Raw genomic sequence first — 16,605 nt, 5'->3', positions numbered from 1 at the left:
GCCGGGCGCATCCGCTCCCCAGAAACATTATTGAAGGCAACACTAGGAGAGTTCCCACATTTGACGGTGACATAGCCTTTTTTATGCCGCGCCGCACGAAACTTGCTTTTCGAAAAATGTTGCTTCATTATTGGAATGAAACCGGATGCAAGTCTGGATGGACATGAAAACCGACAAGGGCATGACATGCGAATTGATATTGATCAAAGCGGCGATGCGTCATCGCTGACGGCGGCGGGCGCCAGCCCATGGGCTCTATGCGGCGCCACCCGCGGCGGGAAGGCCTGGCCATGAGCGCCACGTTTCCTGCATTGCCGCCGGCTTTCGTCCGGCCCGGCTTCGGCGACACGCCCGTCGGTGCGGTGGTCGCCTTTGCCGGGGACAGCGCCGGTGCGCATATCGAGGCGAGCGGCTGGATGCCGTGCGACGGCCGCACGCTGGCCGCCGCCAGCTATCCCGAGCTGTTCGTCGTGCTCGGCTATCTGCATGGCGGTTCGGACGAGCAATTCTGCCTGCCCGACTACCGGGGCAGCCGTTTGTGCGGCCACGCTGCCGGTGCTTCCGCGCCGACAGATATCGGCGTCAACTATCTGATCAAATTTACCTACGGCTTGCGGACACGGTAGCCAATCCGGCGCCAATCACCACCCTTTACCAGGAGACCAGGAGCGCGGCATGGCAGACTATCTTCAAGGCATGGATGTATCGGACTATAACGGCGTCATCGGATGGGGCCAGGTCGCCAGGGGCGCGGCGGTGCCGGCATTCGCCTATCTGAAAGCCACCGAAGGCGGCAGCCGGGTCGACAGGCAGTACGCCAGCAACCGTGCTGGCGCCAGCGCGCAGGGCCAGTTGTGCGGCGCCTATCACTTCTTCTCGCCCTCCACGCCGGTGGCGCAACAGGTGGCCAACTTTTGCGGCACTGTGGGCAGCGTCAAGGGCGACTTGCCGCCCATGCTCGATGTCGAACAGCCCGGACTGGCCCAGCCTGCCTATGCGGCGGCCGTGGCCGACTGGCTGCAGCAGGTCGGCGACAGGCTCGGCTGCATGCCCGGCATTTATACCAATGCCAGCTTCTGGACCAGTTGCGTGGGGACGTTTGCGCCGTTCCTTGCCCATCCGCTATGGATCGCGCATTACACGTCCGGGCCCGGTCCCGCGCTGCCGCCTGGCGCCTCCAGCTACACGTTCTGGCAGTTTGCGGATACGGGCAGCGTGCAGGGTGTCGCCGGACCGGTGGACATGAGCCGCTTTGCCGGCTCGCTGGCGCAGCTGCGGGCGCTGCGCTGCTGACGCCGGCCTGGCGGGAAGCCGGGGCCTAGGTGCGCATGGCCTGGTCCAGCAAGGTCAATGCCAGCCGCACGGCGTCATCGGTCAGTTCCAGCAAGTTATCTCCCACATACCACTCCACCACGCTGTGCCCGGGCAGGGCCGCGTGGCTGGCGCGGCCGAACAGCCAGATGCCGTGGTCCTCGGCCATCTGGTTGCGGATGGCGACGGCCCGCTCGCGCGAAACGGGCAAGTGCAGATGCAGCATGTTGGCGTGCGGCTGGGCGGGATTGACGGCGATCGATGGAAAATCGCGCAGCAGCGCGTACAGCCATTGCGTGCGTTCGAAATACTGCGGCATGGCGGCGAGGCGCGCGTCGAACTGCATGGCGGCGGCCACCACGTAGGGCGTGCGGTGCACGATACTGCCGCCCTGGCGGTGGAACCACGCGCGCGCCCGCTCGACAAACGGGCGGCTGCCGGCCAGCATGGCGCCACCGAGGCCGCCGATGCCCTTGTACAGCGACACATACACGGAGTCAAAACCGTCGCAGATGGCGGGCAGGGGCTGCTTGAAACCGGCCTGCGCTTCCCACAGGCGCGCGCCATCCATGTGCAGATGGATGTTGCGTTCGCGGCAGTGCCGTTTGATCTGGCTCAACTCATCCCACGACGGACATTGGCCGCCGATCTCGCGCATCGGCAGCTCGATCTGCGCGGCGCCCAGCGCATCGGGCACGGCGCGCAAGTCGTCCACTGTCCACGGGCGGTGCGGGTCGCCGATCATCAAGCCCTTGAAGTGATCGAGCAATTCATGGTTGCCCCGTTCGTGGCGCAGGATGTGCGAGGTCGGGTGCAGCGCCACCAGGCGCGAGCCCCGGTCCTGGCAGGCCAGGCGCAGGGCCGTGACTTGCGTCATGGTGCCCGTGATGCAGAACACGGCCGCCTCGAAGCCGAGCAGGCCGGCGATCTTGTTCTCGAACTGTTCGATCAGCGCGCCTTCGCCATAGGTATCGTGCGCGATGGCGTTGGCTTCGCACCAGGCGGCCATGGCGGCAAAGGTGGCCGCTGGCGTGGGCTGGCGGTGGCCCGGCAGGATGGTGTGGCAACGCTGGCGCAGTTCAATCTCGGTCAAGGCGGTCAAGGCGCATCTCCGGTACAGTTAAAGTGTGGCCGTGGCGAGTTTCGCGCCAAAGCCGATGAACATGGCGCCCACGCCGCCGCCCATGCCGGCCGACAGGCGGCGACGGCGGCGGAAGGTCTCGGCCAGGCGGACGCCGACAAAGATGATGGCCGTCAGGTAGGTAAAGCTGATCACCTGGCAGATCAGGCCCAGGCCGATGAAGGACAGCACGGGGTTCGGGAAGGCCGGATCGACGAACTGGATGAAGAACGAGATGAAGAACAAAATCGCTTTCGGGTTCATCAGGCTGATGATCAGGGCCTTGCGGAACGGGTCGCTTTCCTTGACGGGGGCCGGCACGGCTGCCGCTTCGCCTTCAGCGGGAGCGGGCGCGCGCAGCTTGCGCCAGCAGCCTATCAGCATCTGCAGGCCGATCCAGCCCAGGTAGGCCGCGCCGATGTATTTCACGACATAGAACAGGGCCGGGCTGGCTTTCAGCAGCGAAGCGACGCCGCAGGCCGACAGCACCATCAGAATCAGGTCGCCGGCGAAGATGCCGAAGGCGCCCTGATAGGCGGGCCGCACGCCGCGCTGGGCGGCCACCGACAGCACGTACATGGAATTGGGGCCGGGCAGGATGACGATGAAGATGGTCCCCAGTAAAAAGGTCCAGAAATCGGTGATGCCCAGGTTGGCGTGGAAAAGTGTGTTCATGATTATTCCGCTGGATTGAGCTGTACGTGATGGAATTGCAGTGCGGCAAGATTCGCGTAGATGCCGCCAAGGGCGACCAGCGACGCATGCGTGCCCGTCTCGACGATCTTGCCGTCTTCCATGACGATGATGCGGTCGGCCCGCTGCACGGTGGCCAGGCGGTGGGCGATGATGACGGTGGTGCGGCCCAGCATGGCCGCTTCCAGCGCCTTCTGCACCAGGCGTTCCGATTCCGCATCCAGCGCGCTGGTCGCTTCGTCGAGCAGCAGCAGCGGCGGGTTTTTCAGCAGGGCGCGGGCGATGGCGATGCGCTGGCGCTGGCCGCCGGACAGGCGCACGCCCCGTTCGCCAAGGAAGGATTTGTAGCCGTTCGGCAGGCGCTCGATGAATTCGTGGGCGGCCGCCATCTTCGCGGCGGCGATGACTTCCTCGTCGCTGGCGCCGGCGCGGCCGTAGCGGATGTTTTCCATGGCGTCGGCCGAGAAGATCACGGTATCCTGCGGCACGATGCCGATGGCGTCGCGCAGGGTGTGCAGGTCGAGCTGCTTGATGTCGACGCCGTCGAGGCGGATGCTGCCGCTTTGCGGGTCATAAAAGCGTAAAAACAGCTGGAACAGCGTGGTCTTGCCGGCGCCGGAAGGGCCGACGACGGCCACCGTTTCGCCGGCGCGGATGTCGAGGCTGACGTGGTCCAGCGCGTGCGTATCGGGGCGCGACGGATACGAGAACATGACATTGTCCAATGTCAAGGCGGCGCCATTCGCGGCGCGCGCGGGCAGCGGCAGCGGCGTGGCAGGCGATTCGATTTCCGATTTGACGGCCATCAATTCCAGCAGGCGCTCGGTGGCGCCGGCGGCGCGCTGCGCTTCACCCATGACTTCGGACAGGGCGCCGATGGCGCCGGCCACGATGGAGGCGTACAGGATGAACTGGCCCAGATCGCCGCCCGTCATCGCGCCTTCCAGCACGGCGCGCGCGCCCAGCCACAAGACAAACACGATGGTGCCGAAGACCAGCAAAATCGCGATCATGGTCAGCAGGGCGCGGGCGCGGATGCGGCGCATGGCCGTCATGAAGGCGCCTTCGACGGAGTCGCCGAAGCGCTTCGATTCGATCTTCTCGTGCGTAAACGCCTGCACGGTGGGCATGGCGTTGAGGATTTCGCCAGCCATGGCCGACGCGTCGGCGATGCGGTCCTGCGAATCGCGCGACAGCTTGCGCACCTTGCGGCCAAACACGATGATGGGCACGACGACAAGGATGAGCAAGCCGATGATGATGCCCGCCAGCTTGGCGCTGGTGACGAACAGCATCACCAGGCCGCCCAGGAACAGCAGCACGTTGCGCAGCGCCATGGAGATGCTGGTACCGACCACGGCTTGTATCAATGTCGTGTCGGTGGTGATGCGCGACAGGACTTCGCCCGTCTGCGTGGTTTCAAAGAATTCCGGGCTTTGCGTGACGACGTGGCGGTACACGGCGCTGCGGATGTCGGCCGTGACGCGCTCGCCCAGCCACGACACCGTATAAAAGCGCGCGGCAGTCGCCAGCGCCAGGATGGACGCCACGCCGAACAGGGCGAGGAACACCAGGTCGACGTGCTGGATGCTCTTCGAGCCGGCCGCGCCGCCGAAACCTAGGTCGATCATCTGCTTGAAGGCGGCGGGAATGGCCAGGGTCGAGGCGGCGGCCACCACCAGCGCGATACCGGCCAGGAAGAACTGCTTGCGGTACGGCGTCAGAAAGGGCATCAAGCCCTTGAAGGCGGCCAGGCTGCCTTTTTTCAGTTCGCGGCTGGTGCCGGTATCGGGCGTTGGTGCGGTGCTTGCTGCGGTTGCTTTGCTGGTGCTGCCTGTTTCTGTGCTGGTTGTCATTGTTTTTCGCTTTGATTTACATATTCGATGGTGCTGATAACGCTTACAACTTCATCGGCTGAACATAGCCCGTCATTTCCAGGTAGGCGCGCCCGACCGGCTGGCCGTCGCGTTCCACCGTCACGGCGCCTTCCCAGTACACTGCCCCCGTCGAGCGGCGCGAATCGAGCTCCTGGTCCGCCTGCAGGGGCTTGATCTGCCAGCGCGTGGCGCCCGTGCGGATCTCGGTGGCGACCGGGTATTCGGCCTGCGTGCGGGGCGAGCGCCACAGCTGCGTGGGCGTGAAATCGACGTCGCCGGGCGCGTACTGCGTCATCTTACCGGACGCATCGCGCCATGTCGCGTGCGCCCATAGTTTAGCACCTGTCTTGCTGCGGATCTGGAAGGCCATCAGGGCGCCGCCGTCAGCGAGGTTGGCGCCTATCCAGTTCCAGCCGCTGGCGTCCGCATCGAGCACCTGGCTCGACCACTCGTGATCGAGCCAGGTGGCGCCCGTCACGGCTTCCGGCTTGCCGCCCGCGCGGGCGATCGTGCCCGTGGTACGTAGCTGCGGCTCGCTGTAGTAATAACTCGATTGCACGGGCCGCGCGCCCTTGCGCGAATAGCCGCCAACGCCTTGCAGCAGCACGGGCTGCGTGGGCGCCAGGGTCAGCTGCAGGCTGAAGTCGCGCGCGGCCAGGCTGACCTTGTAGCTGCCGTCGGTCTGGCGCTGCATGCGCCAGTCGTCGAGTTTGACGTCCGTGTCGCCCACCTTGGCGTAGGCCAGGCCGAAACCTTCGCGCGCGCTTTTTTCGTCGTGCAGCAGCTTGCCCACTTTCGGGTCGGACAGGGCCGCGTGGCCGATGATCAGCTGTTTCGGCGCGAAGGCGCTGGGGTTGTCCGTATCGGAGGCCGTGGCGCTGCGAAAGAAGGTCACCTGGTAGCCCAGCTGCTCGCCGCCGCTGGTCTTGACCCAGCCGGTGGCGTACCACCATTCCGTTTTATAGGCGGGATGGGCGCCGAAATCGTGCGGCATGCGCAGGGTCTGGCCGGCCGCCAGCGGCGTGACGGGGGCGAACGCGGGCGGCGCGGCGATGGCGGCTGCGCTGCAGAACAACAATAAACAAGTCAAGCGGCGCATTACCAGTCCTCCCTGACGGCGCGGATGGGGCCAGCGGACAGCGCCTGGCGCCCCGCGATGAGGGCAGTGAGGGCAGCGGCCGCCAGCAGGGCGCCGGCCACGGTGGCGATCAAGGACCACGGCAGGTGCAGCTGCATGGTCCAGTGGAACGATTGCGGGTTGACGATGAAGACCAGCACAAAGCTGATCAACAGGCCCAATACAAAACCGGTGGCGATGCCCAGCGCCGTCAGCGCGCCGCCCTCGAGCGCCAGGATGGACAGGACCTGCCCCCGCGTCACGCCCACGTGGCGCAGCATGCCGAATTCGCGGGCGCGCGCCAGGGTCTGGGCCGAGAACGTGGCGGCCACGCCGAACAGGCCGATGACGATGGCGATGGCTTCCAATAAATACGTGACGGCGAAGCTGCGGTCGAAGATCTGCAGGCTCAGGGCGCGGATGGCCGACGGGTTCGACACTTCCAGGCTGGCGCCGAAGGGCAGGGCCTTCAGGCGCTGCTGCAGCGCGTCGCCCGTGGTGTCCTTGGCCAGCCACAGGGCCGCGTCGCTGACGTCCATGTCGCCGGTCAGGGTGCGGTAGTCGTCCAGCGGCATCTGGATGGCACCGGACGAGCGCGCATAGTCGCGCCAGATGCCGGCGATGAAGAATGGGTGCAGGCCGCCCGCCAGCGGCAGGGCTATCTGCTGGCCAGGCTTGACGTTGTACAGGTCGGCCGCCGCCTCGGACAGCCACACGGGCCGGCTGCCTGCCGGCACGGCTGATGTCTCGCCCACCAGCACCATGCTCTTGCCCGGGTCCCGCAAGTTGATGGGGCGCGCCAGCAGCATGACATTCGGGCGGTCCGGCGCCAGCGACAGCGAGCGCAGGCGCTGGAAATCCACCCTGGCCACGCCGGGCAGGGCGGTGATGCTCGCCTGTTCGCGCGGATTCAGGCCCGCCGTGCCGCCGCTGGCCGCCGGGCGCGTGTACACGTCGGCCGGCAAGATCTGCAGCAGCCAGTCGTCGACGGAGACGCGGAAACTCGACACCATGATGGCCATCGCCACCATCAGGCTAAAGCTCGACAGCACGCCGCCCAGCGCGATGCCGGCCTGGCCCGAGGCGTTCGCCAGCCGGGCCAGTGTCAGGCTGCGCACGGGCGCATGCTTGCTTGTTTCGGTGCGCAGCCAGGCGCGCTGCAGCAAGCGGAAGACGACGGACGCCAGCTGCGGCATCAGGGCGATGGCGCCGATCAGCAGCAGCGCGATGGACAGATAGCCGAACAGGGGCAGCTCGAACACGGGCGGCAGGAACGTCAGGGCGCCGGCCAGCAGCAGACAAGCCAGCGCGGGCCACGTCTTGGCCAGGCGCGTCGTCACGATTTCCTCGCTGCCCGATTTCAGGGCGATGGCGGGGGCGGCGCGCGCCGCTTCCAGCGCGGGCGCGGCGCAGCCCAGCAAGGCCACGCCGAGGCCCAGCGCGAAATACACGCAGGCGGCGACGGGCGTGAACTGCACCTGCGGCTGCACGCCCGCGAAATAGCCTGCGCCCAGGTCGCCGCCGAAGAAGCGCAGGGCGACGGCCGCCATGGCATAGCCGCCGGCGATGCCCAGCGCGGCGCCGACCACGCCGAGGCTGGCGCCCTCTAACAGCACCTGGCGCAGCAATTGTCCGCGCTCCATGCCCAGCACGCGCAGCAGCGCGAACTGGCCGCGGCGGCGGATGACGGACAGCGCCTGCGTGGAAAACACGAGGAATGCCCCGGTAAACAGGGCGACCAGGGCCAGCACCGTCAGGTTGACGCGGTAGGCGCGGCTGAGGTTATTGTTGCGGCTATTCTGGTTCTCGTCGTTGGGCTGGCCCACGTGGAAGCGCCCCGGGTACTGCGCTTCCAGCGCGCTGCTCAGCGCGGCCTGGAAGGCGTCGCGGTTGACGCCCTGGCGCAGTTTCAGGTCGATGCGCGACAGCTTGCCCAGCTTGTTGAAGCGCCACTGCGCCGCGCCGATATCCATCACGGCGATGCGCTGGCCGGCGCGTGTCCGCTGCAGCGAGCCGGCCACGCGCAGCGAGACGCTGCCCGTGCCCGATCGCAGGGCAATCGTGTCGCCTTGCGCCACATTGAGCCAGCGCAAGGCGGCAGGCGATAAAAAGATGGCGTCGTCGGCCAGGGTGTCGAAAGGCTGGCCCTCGGCCGGCGCGCCGATCAGGTCGGGCGAGATGAAGCCGGCGCGGAAGACATCGAGCGCCAGGATGTGCAGCGGGCCGCCGTCATTCTTGCCGGTTACCCCGGCCTGCAGTTCCAGCACGGGCGAAGCCATGGCCACGCCGTCGCGCTGCGCCAGCCACGGGTAGACGGCTTCGTCGAACAGCGCTTCGCGTCCGGCCACCTGCACGTCGGCCTGGCCGGACAGGCTTTTGACGGCCGTGGAAAATTCATTGAAGGCGGCCGCATTGATCAGGTGGATGGCAAAGCCCAGCGACACGCCGATGGCGATGGCCAGGATGGCGACGAAGGCGCGTACGGGATGCGCGCGCCATTCGCCCAGCAGCAGCCAGCGCGACAGCAGGCGCATACCCGCGGGACTGGCTGCCGGCGCACTCAATTCAGACATTCGACGGCCAGGCGTTCGCCGGCGCGCCGCGCTTTCAGTTGCGCCGCATCGCGGGTTTTATCGCCCGCGCCGACGGCGTCCTGCGCCGCCCATTTCTGCTCCAGCCGCAGCTGGGCGCAATGCTTCTCGTGCATTTCCTTCTGCTTGGCGGCCCGTTCGCGCGCCTGGTCTTCCAGCTTCTCGCGCTGCTTGCGCGCCGCTTCCATCTGGCTGGCCACCCGTTCCTGGCGCGTGGCTGCGCCCTTGTCGACGGCAGGCGGCGGCGAGGGCACTTCCAGGATCTGCAGCTGGCCGCCCGCGCAGGGCGTGGCGCTGTAGCTGGTCCGGCCATCCTGCACGCATTTGTAGACGTCCTGCGCACTGGCGGAACCGGCCAGCAAGGCCATGAGCAGGAGGGACGACGGCTTCACAATATCTTCCCCGGATTCATGATGTTTTGCGGGTCCAGCGCCTGTTTGACGGCGCGCATCAGCTGCAGTTCCAGCGGCGACTTGTAGCGCGCCAGGTCATCCTTCTTCAGCGCGCCGATGCCGTGTTCGGCCGATATCGAGCCGCCGAAACCGTGGACCTGGTCGTGCACGATGCGGTTGATGGCATCCTGGTTGGCCAGGAAGTCGCTGTCCGTCATGCCGCTTGGGGGCGCTACGTTGTAGTGCAGGTTGCCGTCGCCCAGGTGGCCGAAGCACACCAGCTGGCAGCCGGGGAAGGCTGATTCAAGGGCCGCATCCGTGACGGCGATGAAGTCGGCGATGCGGGAGATGGGCAGCGAAATATCGTGCTTGATGTTCTTGCCCGCCTGCGCCTGCGCCAGCGGAATATGCTCGCGCAGCTGCCACAGGCCTTCGGACTGCGCCACGGAACTGGCGACGACGGCGTCTTCGATCAATTCGTCTTCCAGCGCCGCGCCGATGCTCGCTTCCAGCAATTCCACGGCATGCGCCTCGGACTGGCTGCTGGACAGTTCCAGCAGCACGTACTGCCCGTGCGCGTCGGCGAACGGGTGCGGCAGTTGCGGGAACTGCTCGGCCACCAGTTGCAAACAGTATTGCGACATCAGTTCAAAGCCCGTCAGGCTGGCGCCGCAATGGTCCTGCATCAGGCTTAGCAAGCGCAGGGCGTGGGCGGGCGAGGCCATGGCGGCAAGGGCCGTGATGCAGGCCTTCGGCTGCGGATACAGTTTCATGACCGCGCCGGTAATGACCCCCAGGGTGCCCTCGGCGCCGATGTACAGGTCGCGCAAATCGTAGCCGGTATTGTCCTTGCGCAAACCGCGCAAGCCGCTCCAGATCTCGCCTTGCGGCGTGACCACTTCCAGGCCCAGGCACAGCTCGCGGGTATTGCCGTAGCGCAGCACGGCCGTGCCGCCCGCATTCGTCGCCAAATTCCCCCCGATGGTGCAGCTGCCTTCGGCCGCCAGCGACAGGGGAAACAAACAGCCGGCGGCACTGGCCGCTTCCTGGATGGTTTGCAGGATGCAGCCCGCGTCGACCGTGATGGTGCGGTTGACGGGGTCGAGCGCGCGGATGGCGTTCAGGCGTGCCAGCGACAGCACGACGGCCGTGCCGGCGGCGTCCGGGATGCTGCCCAGCACCAGGCCCGTGTTGCCGCCTTGCGGCACGACGGGAATGCGCCATTGCGCGCAGGCGCGCAGCACGCCTGCCACCTGCTCCACGCTGGCGGGGCGCAGCACGGCCAGGGCCTTGCCCGTGAACCGGTCGCGCCAGTCGGTGAGGAAGGGCGCCGTGTCGGCATCCCGGGTGAGGACGTAGGTGTCGCCCAGCAGCGTGCGGCAGGCGGCGAGGAAATCGGCTTGGTCATGCACTGGCTGTTCGCTCATTTCTTGATGCTCACTTTATTCACTTTTTCCAGAAGCTCTTTGGCCATGCGCTTGGCGGCCTTTTTATACGGGCGCAGATACAGCACGGCGCAGACAAAATAGATGCAGACGATGGCCGCCTCGCCCCAGGCCATCAGGGCCGAGGTGGGGTTCCTGTCGCTGTAGCCGCGCACCACGCCTTCCGTAAAGTACAGCAGGATCACCATCGACGACCATTGCAGGGTGTAGACGTCGCGCTTGATGACGCCGTACAGGGGAATGAGCAGGGGCGCCGCCTTCAGCACGACCCAGGAGCCGCCCGGCTGCAGCGGCGCGACGACGGTTTCCCACAGCAGGCACCAGACGATCAGGGTGACGAGGCTGGCGATGGCGCCCCAGTGAAAATACTTGTGCAGAGCGCCGTGCATCATGCGCCTGCCAGTTTCGCTGCGTTTTCCGCCAGGCGCCGGCCCAGGGCGATGGCCAGGCGTTTTTCATCGTCGCTCAAGGCCTTGTCGCCGGCTATGCCCGACCAGTGCGTGGCGCCATACGGCGAGCCGCCCGTGGACGTCGTCATCAGTTCCGGGTGCGTGTAGGGCAGGCCCATGACCAGCATGCCGTGGTGGAAGAGGGGGATCATCATCGACAGCAGGGTCGATTCCTGGCCGCCATGCAGGCTGCCCGTGGACGTGAACACGCAGGCGGGCTTGCCGGACAGGCTGCCGGCCAGCCAGTCGCTGGCCGTGCCATCCCAGAAGTACTTCATGGCGGCGGCCATGTTGCCGAAGCGCGTGGGCGAGCCCAGGGCCAGGCCCGCGCATTCCTGCAAATCGTCCAGTTCCACGTAGGGCGCGCCGTCCAGCGGGACTTCCGGCGCCGTCGCTTCCGTTACGGTGGAGACGGCGGGCACGGTGCGCAGGCGCGCATCGCAGCCAGGCACGCTTTCCACTCCCTGGGCTATCAGCTCGGCCAACTGGCGCGTGGCGCCATGGCGTGAATAAAACAATACGAGAATAATCAGATTGGTTGGCTTCATCATTGGTATTATAGGGCGCTTTACAGCCTGATACGACTGCTGTCATGGCGCCGTTCTGATTTTGCACATGTTTTCAAAATATATATTCCCGTTCTTCCAATACCTGTGGCGCACCCTGAGCATGGGGCTGGACGTCGTGCGCGGCCTGACGTGGTCCGAAACGCGCGACCTGCTGCAGTTCGCGCGCCGCCGCGTGCGCGAGGAAAGCCTGCCGCAAGTGGCCGGCAGCCTGACCTTCGCCACCGTCTTCGCGCTGGTGCCGCTGCTCACGCTGGCCCTGGCGATCTTCACCACCTTCCCCCTGTTTAATACCTTCCGCCACGCGCTGGAAGACTATTTCGTGCAAAGCGTGATGCCGAAGGGGATTTCGAACACCATCCTCGACTACCTGACGACGTTTGCCTCGAAGGCCACGCGATTGTCCGCCATCGGTGCGGGCGCCCTGATCGTCACCTCGGTGGGCATGATGGGCTTGATCGAGCGCGTCTTCAACCGCATCTGGCGCGTGCGCCAGGAGCGCCGCTGGACCAAGCGTTTGCTCGTCTACTGGGCCATCGTCACCCTGGGACCGCTGCTGGTGGGCGTGTCGCTGACGGTGACGTCGCGCCTCTTCATGGCCACCAGCGGCGTGGTGGGCGCCGTGCCGTTCCTCGGCGCCGTGTTTTACACGCTGGTGTCGATCGGCCTGACCATGCTGGCTTTTACGCTGCTGTACATCGCCGTGCCGAACCGCGACGTGGACTGGCGCGATGCGGCCTGGGGCGGCTTGCTGGCGGCGCTGGCGTTCGAGGTGGCCAAGCGGGGCTTCGGCGAATTCATCCAGGAATTCCCCACCTATTCGCGCATCTACGGCGCACTGGCCGCCTTGCCGCTGTTCCTCGTGTGGATTTACCTGAGCTGGATGATCACCCTGGTGGGCGCCTTGCTGGTGGCCGCCTTGCCCGTCGTGAAATACGAGCGCTGGTGGTACGAGGCGGCGCCGGGCAGCGAATTCGTCGACGCCGTCGCCATCCTGAAAGTGCTGCACCAGGCTTGCCACTGTGCCGATTCGGCCCTGGTGGGCGCGGCCGAGATCCGCCGCAGCACGCGCCTGGGCTTCGAAGAGATGGAAACCCTGCTCGACAAGATGGTGCAGCAGGGCTGGGTGGGACGGGTCAACGTGGAAGGCGCCGTGCGCGTCCAGTGGGGCAAGCGCGTGGCCGACAGTTCCGACCATTGGGTCTTGCTGGGCAACGTGAACCGCATCAGCCTGGCCGATGTCTACCGGCTGTTCGTCTTCGGCGGCATGCGCGTGAACTCCGGCTACCCCGCCGGTTCCACCAATGAACGCGACATCAAGGCGGCGGAAGAAGCGGCCGCGCTGGCGGCGCAGGTGGAAAACGCCGTGGAAGAAGGCCTGGGCATGAGTCTGGCGCAGCATTTCGGGGAAGTGCGCTGCAATTGACGGGCCCGGGCGGTGCGCTTCCTGCCGGCATCCGCCTCGCGCGCTAGGGACGCATGTCATAAACTGGTCACCGAAGGCCGGTAAGCTTTCCTCTCCATTCATCTTGTAGAGGAAGCAAATATGCGTTGTCATTTGAGCGGTTTGAATTTGTGCCGCGGCTTGGCCATCGTGATGGTCAGCGGCATGCTGGCTGCCTGCGGCGGCAGTTCCTCTGCAGCTCCCGACGCGGTGCCCAAGGAGGGGGAAGGGCTGCCGCACCAGCTTGTCGGCTGGGCAGCGTTGCCTGACACGGCGCGCTGGCCGGGACCGATTTCCGGACAGTTCACGGCTGCGGCGCTTGGCGTCAGCCCGCCGTTTGCCAATGGCGTGCCGATTCCCGGCTTCTCCGCTCTGCTGAGGAATGACGACGGCAGCTGGACTGCCATGGCCGACAATGGCTACGGCGCCAAGGGCAATTCGGCCGATTTCGTGCTCGGCCTGTATAACGCCAGCATCAACTTTCGCACGGACGCAGACGCCAGCAAGACGCCGGGCAGCATCAAGATCAACAGTTTCCTCGCCTTCAACGACGCCAGGGGTTTCTTAAACGACGGCAAGGGCATTGACCTGAAAATCACGGCCGACTATGTCAACTACCCAAGCAACACCTCCGGCGGGCTGGTCTTTTCCGACAGCGGTATCGCCGTCGATGCGCGCATTCGCGCGGGCCGCCTGCTGACCGGTTTTGACTTCGACATTGAATCGCTCGCGCGCGCCGCCGATGGCACCTGGTTCGTGGGCGAGGAGTTCGGTCCGTATATCCTGCACTTCGACAAAAACGGCACGCTCATGGGCGATCCCGTTCCCCATCCCTTCCTGCGCAGCCCGGCCAATCCGGAAGTGCTGGGCAAGGGCGCCAGCATCACTCTGTCAGGCAGCCGCGGCTTCGAAAGCCTGGCCTATAACGCCGACCGCAGCCTGCTCTACGCGCTGCCGGAAGCGGCGCCAAGCGACCTGTCGCTGCGGCCCGTTGCCGCGGATGAACGCTACCTGAACATCTTCGAGTTCGACCCCGCCGCCATGCGCTACACGGGCAAGAACCTCGTGTACCGCAAGGATGGCGCGGCCAAGGATAATGGCGTCGTGATCGGCGACATGACCAATGTCGGCGGCAGCAAGTTCGTGCTCATCGAGCGCGACGGGTTCTGGGGCGCCAAGGCCGTGATCAAGCGCCTGTACCTGGTCGACCTGAAGGAGAAAGATGCTGATGGCGCCCTCAAGAAAACGCTGCTGGTGGACTTGCTGAACATCTCCGACCCCAAAGGCATCGGCGGGCAGGCGAGCAATATGCCCGTGGGTAAGTTCAGCATGCCTTTCGACTCGGTGGAGAGCGTTGAAGTCCTCGATGCCCACACGCTAGTCGTGGCAATTGACACGAACTACCCCGGTGAAGACGGCCGCAAGCCAGGCAAGCCGGACGATACCGAAGTCATTACCCTGCGTTTTGACAAGGCGCTGTTCGATCGTTCCCTCAAGTAAAGACGCACCCGGCCAGCAACGGCGCTCCATGTTGCCGGCCGGGTGCAATATCAGCAGACGGGCTGGCAAGCCGTCACAGCAGCACGGGCCGCAAGGCCGCCTGCAGCGCCGCCTTGCTGAACGCGGCTGCATCCTGTGCCCGTACCACACCCAGATAATACGTGTCTTCGCCGCCGTGCATGTTGACCAGGCGCAGCTGATGCGGCGCCAGGTGGCGGGCGATGGCGGCCAGGCCTTCGGCCATCGCGTCGCTGTCTTCGCGCTCCGCCCAGGAAAAATCCTGCAGCGCGGGCAGGCCGATATGCTGGCCTATGCGCGGCACTTCATCGACGGCTTTCCAGTCCAAGGTAGTGCCGTGGCCCAGCGTGTGGGAGGCCGTGGACCAGAGCAGGAAGAAGCACGCCGCTTCGGGCGTATCGCCGTCGTATTCCTCTTCCGGGTCGTCCTCGGCCAGTTCTTCCAGCGTGATGTCCACGCAGCGCGCGGCCAGTGCCGCGTCGCCCGGCAGGAGCAGGGCGGCCAAGGCGCGCAACTGCTCGCGGTCGGCCTTCGCCAGGATCTGCGCCGGCGTAAAGCTGCGGCGCCTGGCGGGTTTTTTCTTGCCCAGGCCGATGGACTCGCTCAATTGCGCCGTGATGGCCGCCTTGAAGTTCTCCACGGTGTCGAACTGTTCCAGCAACTGGCCCGTGAAATCCATGCTCCAGGCCATGCCATCGTTGACGACATATAAAAAGTCGCTTTGCATGGCCACGCCGCGCAGATGGTGGGCGGGCGGGTACAGGGGCGTGAAGGCCTGTTTTCCATCCAGTGTCAGCATGCAGGCCAGGCCTTGCGCATCGATGGCGAAGATCAGGTTCTTGCGCAGCTTGGGCGGCGACGAGGTGGTGGCGCAATCGATGGCCTCATACTGGCATGGCGCCAGCAGCTCGCCCTGGCTATTGACCAGGCCAAACAGGAAGCGCCCGGCGATGCGCTGGCTGACGATGGCGATTTTCTTCTTCGTGCCGAAATCCTGCACGGAGCTGTAGGCGGGCGGCACCACGACCTTGCCCGTCTTGTCGACCACGCCGTGCACATTGCGCTTGTCGTCATCGTTTGTCTCGCCTGTCTGGCGCTCGATGTCGATCAAGCCGTCTTCGCGCTGGCACATATTGTCGACCCTGTCGATGAGCAGCGCGCCGTCGGGCAGGCGCAGCAAGCGGCTGGCGCCGTCCGGCGCTATTTGCTGTGCCAAATGAGGGCTGATCACGTACAGGGCGCCGGGGGCGGGCGGCACCACCACCGTGCCGTTGAGGTCCAGCACGCCGTGCGCGTCGGGGGCGTCCGCCGTGGCAAAGGTGATCCAGCCATCATCGGCGTAGTAAATACCCAGGTCGACATAGCGCTGCGACAGGGGCACGATCCAGCGGCCGTAGGGCGTGACCAGGCCGGTGACGTCCGGTTCGCCGGCGGCACTCACTTCATAGCACAGCGCGTCTTCTTCCCATCCCACCACTTCCAGGCCCTGCAGGAACGGTACGTCTTGCGTATCGAGTTCCTCGACATCGGCCAGCTGCGCGCTGGCGGACGCCGACCAGTAGCCGGTGGCGGGCGAGGCGGCGCCGGCGGCCAGCAGGGACGCCAGGGCATCGCGCTCGCCGCGCAGCAGGGCATGGTGCAGGGCTTGCGCCTCGGCGCGCAGGGCCTCGAGCGCGGTGGCGTAGTCCGGGGTGCCGATATCGTGCGGGATCAGCTGCACGCAATCGAGGATCAGCCACGGCTGGCCGCTGGCCAGCAGGCTGCTGATGGCGCTGCGCGCGACGATGGCGGCCGCGTCGCGCGGCCTGTCCATCAGCGCGGACAAGGCTTGCCAGCTCGCTTGCGCCTGCGCCATCGGCGCGGCCAGCACGCAGGGGCAGTCTTCGCCATCGCCGTAGATGGGCCAGGCGACGGCTTGCGTGCCGGCGCCGATGAGCAGCTTGAACAGCGCAGGTACCTCCAGCCGCCATTCGGCCAGGCCGGTGATGGCGTCGGTGTCGAAACCGGCCTGGCAGGGTAAAAAGGCGGTGCTGAACAGGGCTGCGGTATTGATCATTGATATTTATCTAAAAGTAAACGGGG

At 65.9% G+C, this 16,605-nt stretch carries 14 protein-coding genes; 4 read left to right on the top strand and 10 right to left on the bottom strand.

Annotated features, from left to right (window positions below; genetic code table 11):
* The first annotated feature begins 290 nt into the window (after window positions 1-290).
* Window positions 291-626: a phage tail protein gene (locus AC1RJW_RS19795; RefSeq protein ID WP_493046495.1), complete on the top strand. Its 336-nt coding sequence runs from the start codon at window positions 291-293 to the stop codon at window positions 624-626.
* 49 nt (window positions 627-675) lie between these two features.
* Window positions 676-1,293, top strand: coding sequence for a glycoside hydrolase family 25 protein (locus AC1RJW_RS19790; protein ID WP_493046494.1), 618 nt, complete (start codon window positions 676-678; stop codon window positions 1,291-1,293).
* Window positions 1,294-1,318: 25 nt separating this feature from the next.
* On the opposite strand, the gene AC1RJW_RS19785 is transcribed toward AC1RJW_RS19790, so the two are convergent.
* Genes AC1RJW_RS19785 through wrbA form a run of 9 tightly spaced genes read right to left on the bottom strand, consistent with a single transcriptional unit; the run spans window position 1,319 to window position 11,543 of the window.
* Window positions 1,319-2,404, bottom strand: a complete 1,086-nt coding sequence (locus tag AC1RJW_RS19785; RefSeq protein ID WP_493046507.1) for a threonine aldolase family protein — start codon at window positions 2,402-2,404, stop codon at window positions 1,319-1,321.
* A 27-nt stretch (window positions 2,405-2,431) separates the two neighbouring features.
* Window positions 2,432-3,106 carry a leucine efflux protein LeuE gene (gene leuE, locus AC1RJW_RS19780; protein WP_493046493.1) on the bottom strand — a complete coding sequence of 225 codons (675 nt, stop codon included), beginning with the start codon at window positions 3,104-3,106 and terminating at the stop codon, window positions 2,432-2,434.
* A gap of 2 nt (window positions 3,107-3,108) precedes the next feature.
* Window positions 3,109-4,980: an ABC transporter transmembrane domain-containing protein gene (locus tag AC1RJW_RS19775; protein ID WP_493046492.1), complete on the bottom strand. Its 1,872-nt coding sequence runs from the start codon at window positions 4,978-4,980 to the stop codon at window positions 3,109-3,111.
* Between the two features lie 43 nt (window positions 4,981-5,023).
* Complete coding sequence (locus tag AC1RJW_RS19770) at window positions 5,024-6,100, bottom strand: lipocalin-like domain-containing protein (RefSeq protein WP_493046491.1); 1,077 nt, start codon at window positions 6,098-6,100, stop codon at window positions 5,024-5,026.
* Window positions 6,100-8,691 carry an FtsX-like permease family protein gene (locus AC1RJW_RS19765; RefSeq protein WP_493046490.1) on the bottom strand — a complete coding sequence of 864 codons (2,592 nt, stop codon included), beginning with the start codon at window positions 8,689-8,691 and terminating at the stop codon, window positions 6,100-6,102. The genes AC1RJW_RS19770 and AC1RJW_RS19765 overlap by 1 nt, the downstream gene beginning before the upstream one ends.
* The gene (locus tag AC1RJW_RS19760; protein ID WP_493046489.1) at window positions 8,679-9,101 is read right to left on the bottom strand and encodes a DUF4124 domain-containing protein; all 423 of its coding nucleotides are present in this window, start codon (window positions 9,099-9,101) and stop codon (window positions 8,679-8,681) included. The genes AC1RJW_RS19765 and AC1RJW_RS19760 overlap by 13 nt, the downstream gene beginning before the upstream one ends.
* A complete protein-coding gene (locus AC1RJW_RS19755; protein WP_493046488.1) occupies window positions 9,098-10,528 on the bottom strand; it encodes an FAD-binding oxidoreductase in 1,431 nt (476 codons plus the stop codon). The genes AC1RJW_RS19760 and AC1RJW_RS19755 overlap by 4 nt, the downstream gene beginning before the upstream one ends.
* A complete protein-coding gene (locus AC1RJW_RS19750) occupies window positions 10,525-10,935 on the bottom strand; it encodes a DUF2069 domain-containing protein (RefSeq protein WP_493046506.1) in 411 nt (136 codons plus the stop codon). The genes AC1RJW_RS19755 and AC1RJW_RS19750 overlap by 4 nt, the downstream gene beginning before the upstream one ends.
* On the bottom strand, window positions 10,935-11,543 hold the full coding sequence (wrbA, locus tag AC1RJW_RS19745; protein WP_475416482.1) for an NAD(P)H:quinone oxidoreductase: 609 nt from the start codon (window positions 11,541-11,543) through the stop codon (window positions 10,935-10,937). Before wrbA ends, AC1RJW_RS19750 begins: the two co-directional genes overlap by 1 nt.
* Before the next feature lie 67 nt (window positions 11,544-11,610).
* Between wrbA and AC1RJW_RS19740 the strand changes: the two genes are divergently transcribed.
* A complete protein-coding gene (locus tag AC1RJW_RS19740; protein ID WP_493046487.1) occupies window positions 11,611-12,987 on the top strand; it encodes a YihY family inner membrane protein in 1,377 nt (458 codons plus the stop codon).
* A 120-nt stretch (window positions 12,988-13,107) separates the two neighbouring features.
* Window positions 13,108-14,505 carry an esterase-like activity of phytase family protein gene (locus AC1RJW_RS19735; RefSeq protein ID WP_493046486.1) on the top strand — a complete coding sequence of 466 codons (1,398 nt, stop codon included), beginning with the start codon at window positions 13,108-13,110 and terminating at the stop codon, window positions 14,503-14,505.
* Window positions 14,506-14,578: 73 nt separating this feature from the next.
* Here the strand turns inward: AC1RJW_RS19735 and AC1RJW_RS19730 are convergent, their stop codons facing one another.
* On the bottom strand, window positions 14,579-16,579 hold the full coding sequence (locus AC1RJW_RS19730; protein ID WP_493046485.1) for a WG repeat-containing protein: 2,001 nt from the start codon (window positions 16,577-16,579) through the stop codon (window positions 14,579-14,581).
* Window positions 16,580-16,605 lie beyond the last annotated feature (26 nt).

Source organism: Janthinobacterium sp. GW822-FHT07A03, assembly GCF_058798815.1.
The sequence above is the reverse complement of the archived record's forward strand: the minus strand, read 5'-3'. Positions and strand labels throughout refer to the sequence as shown.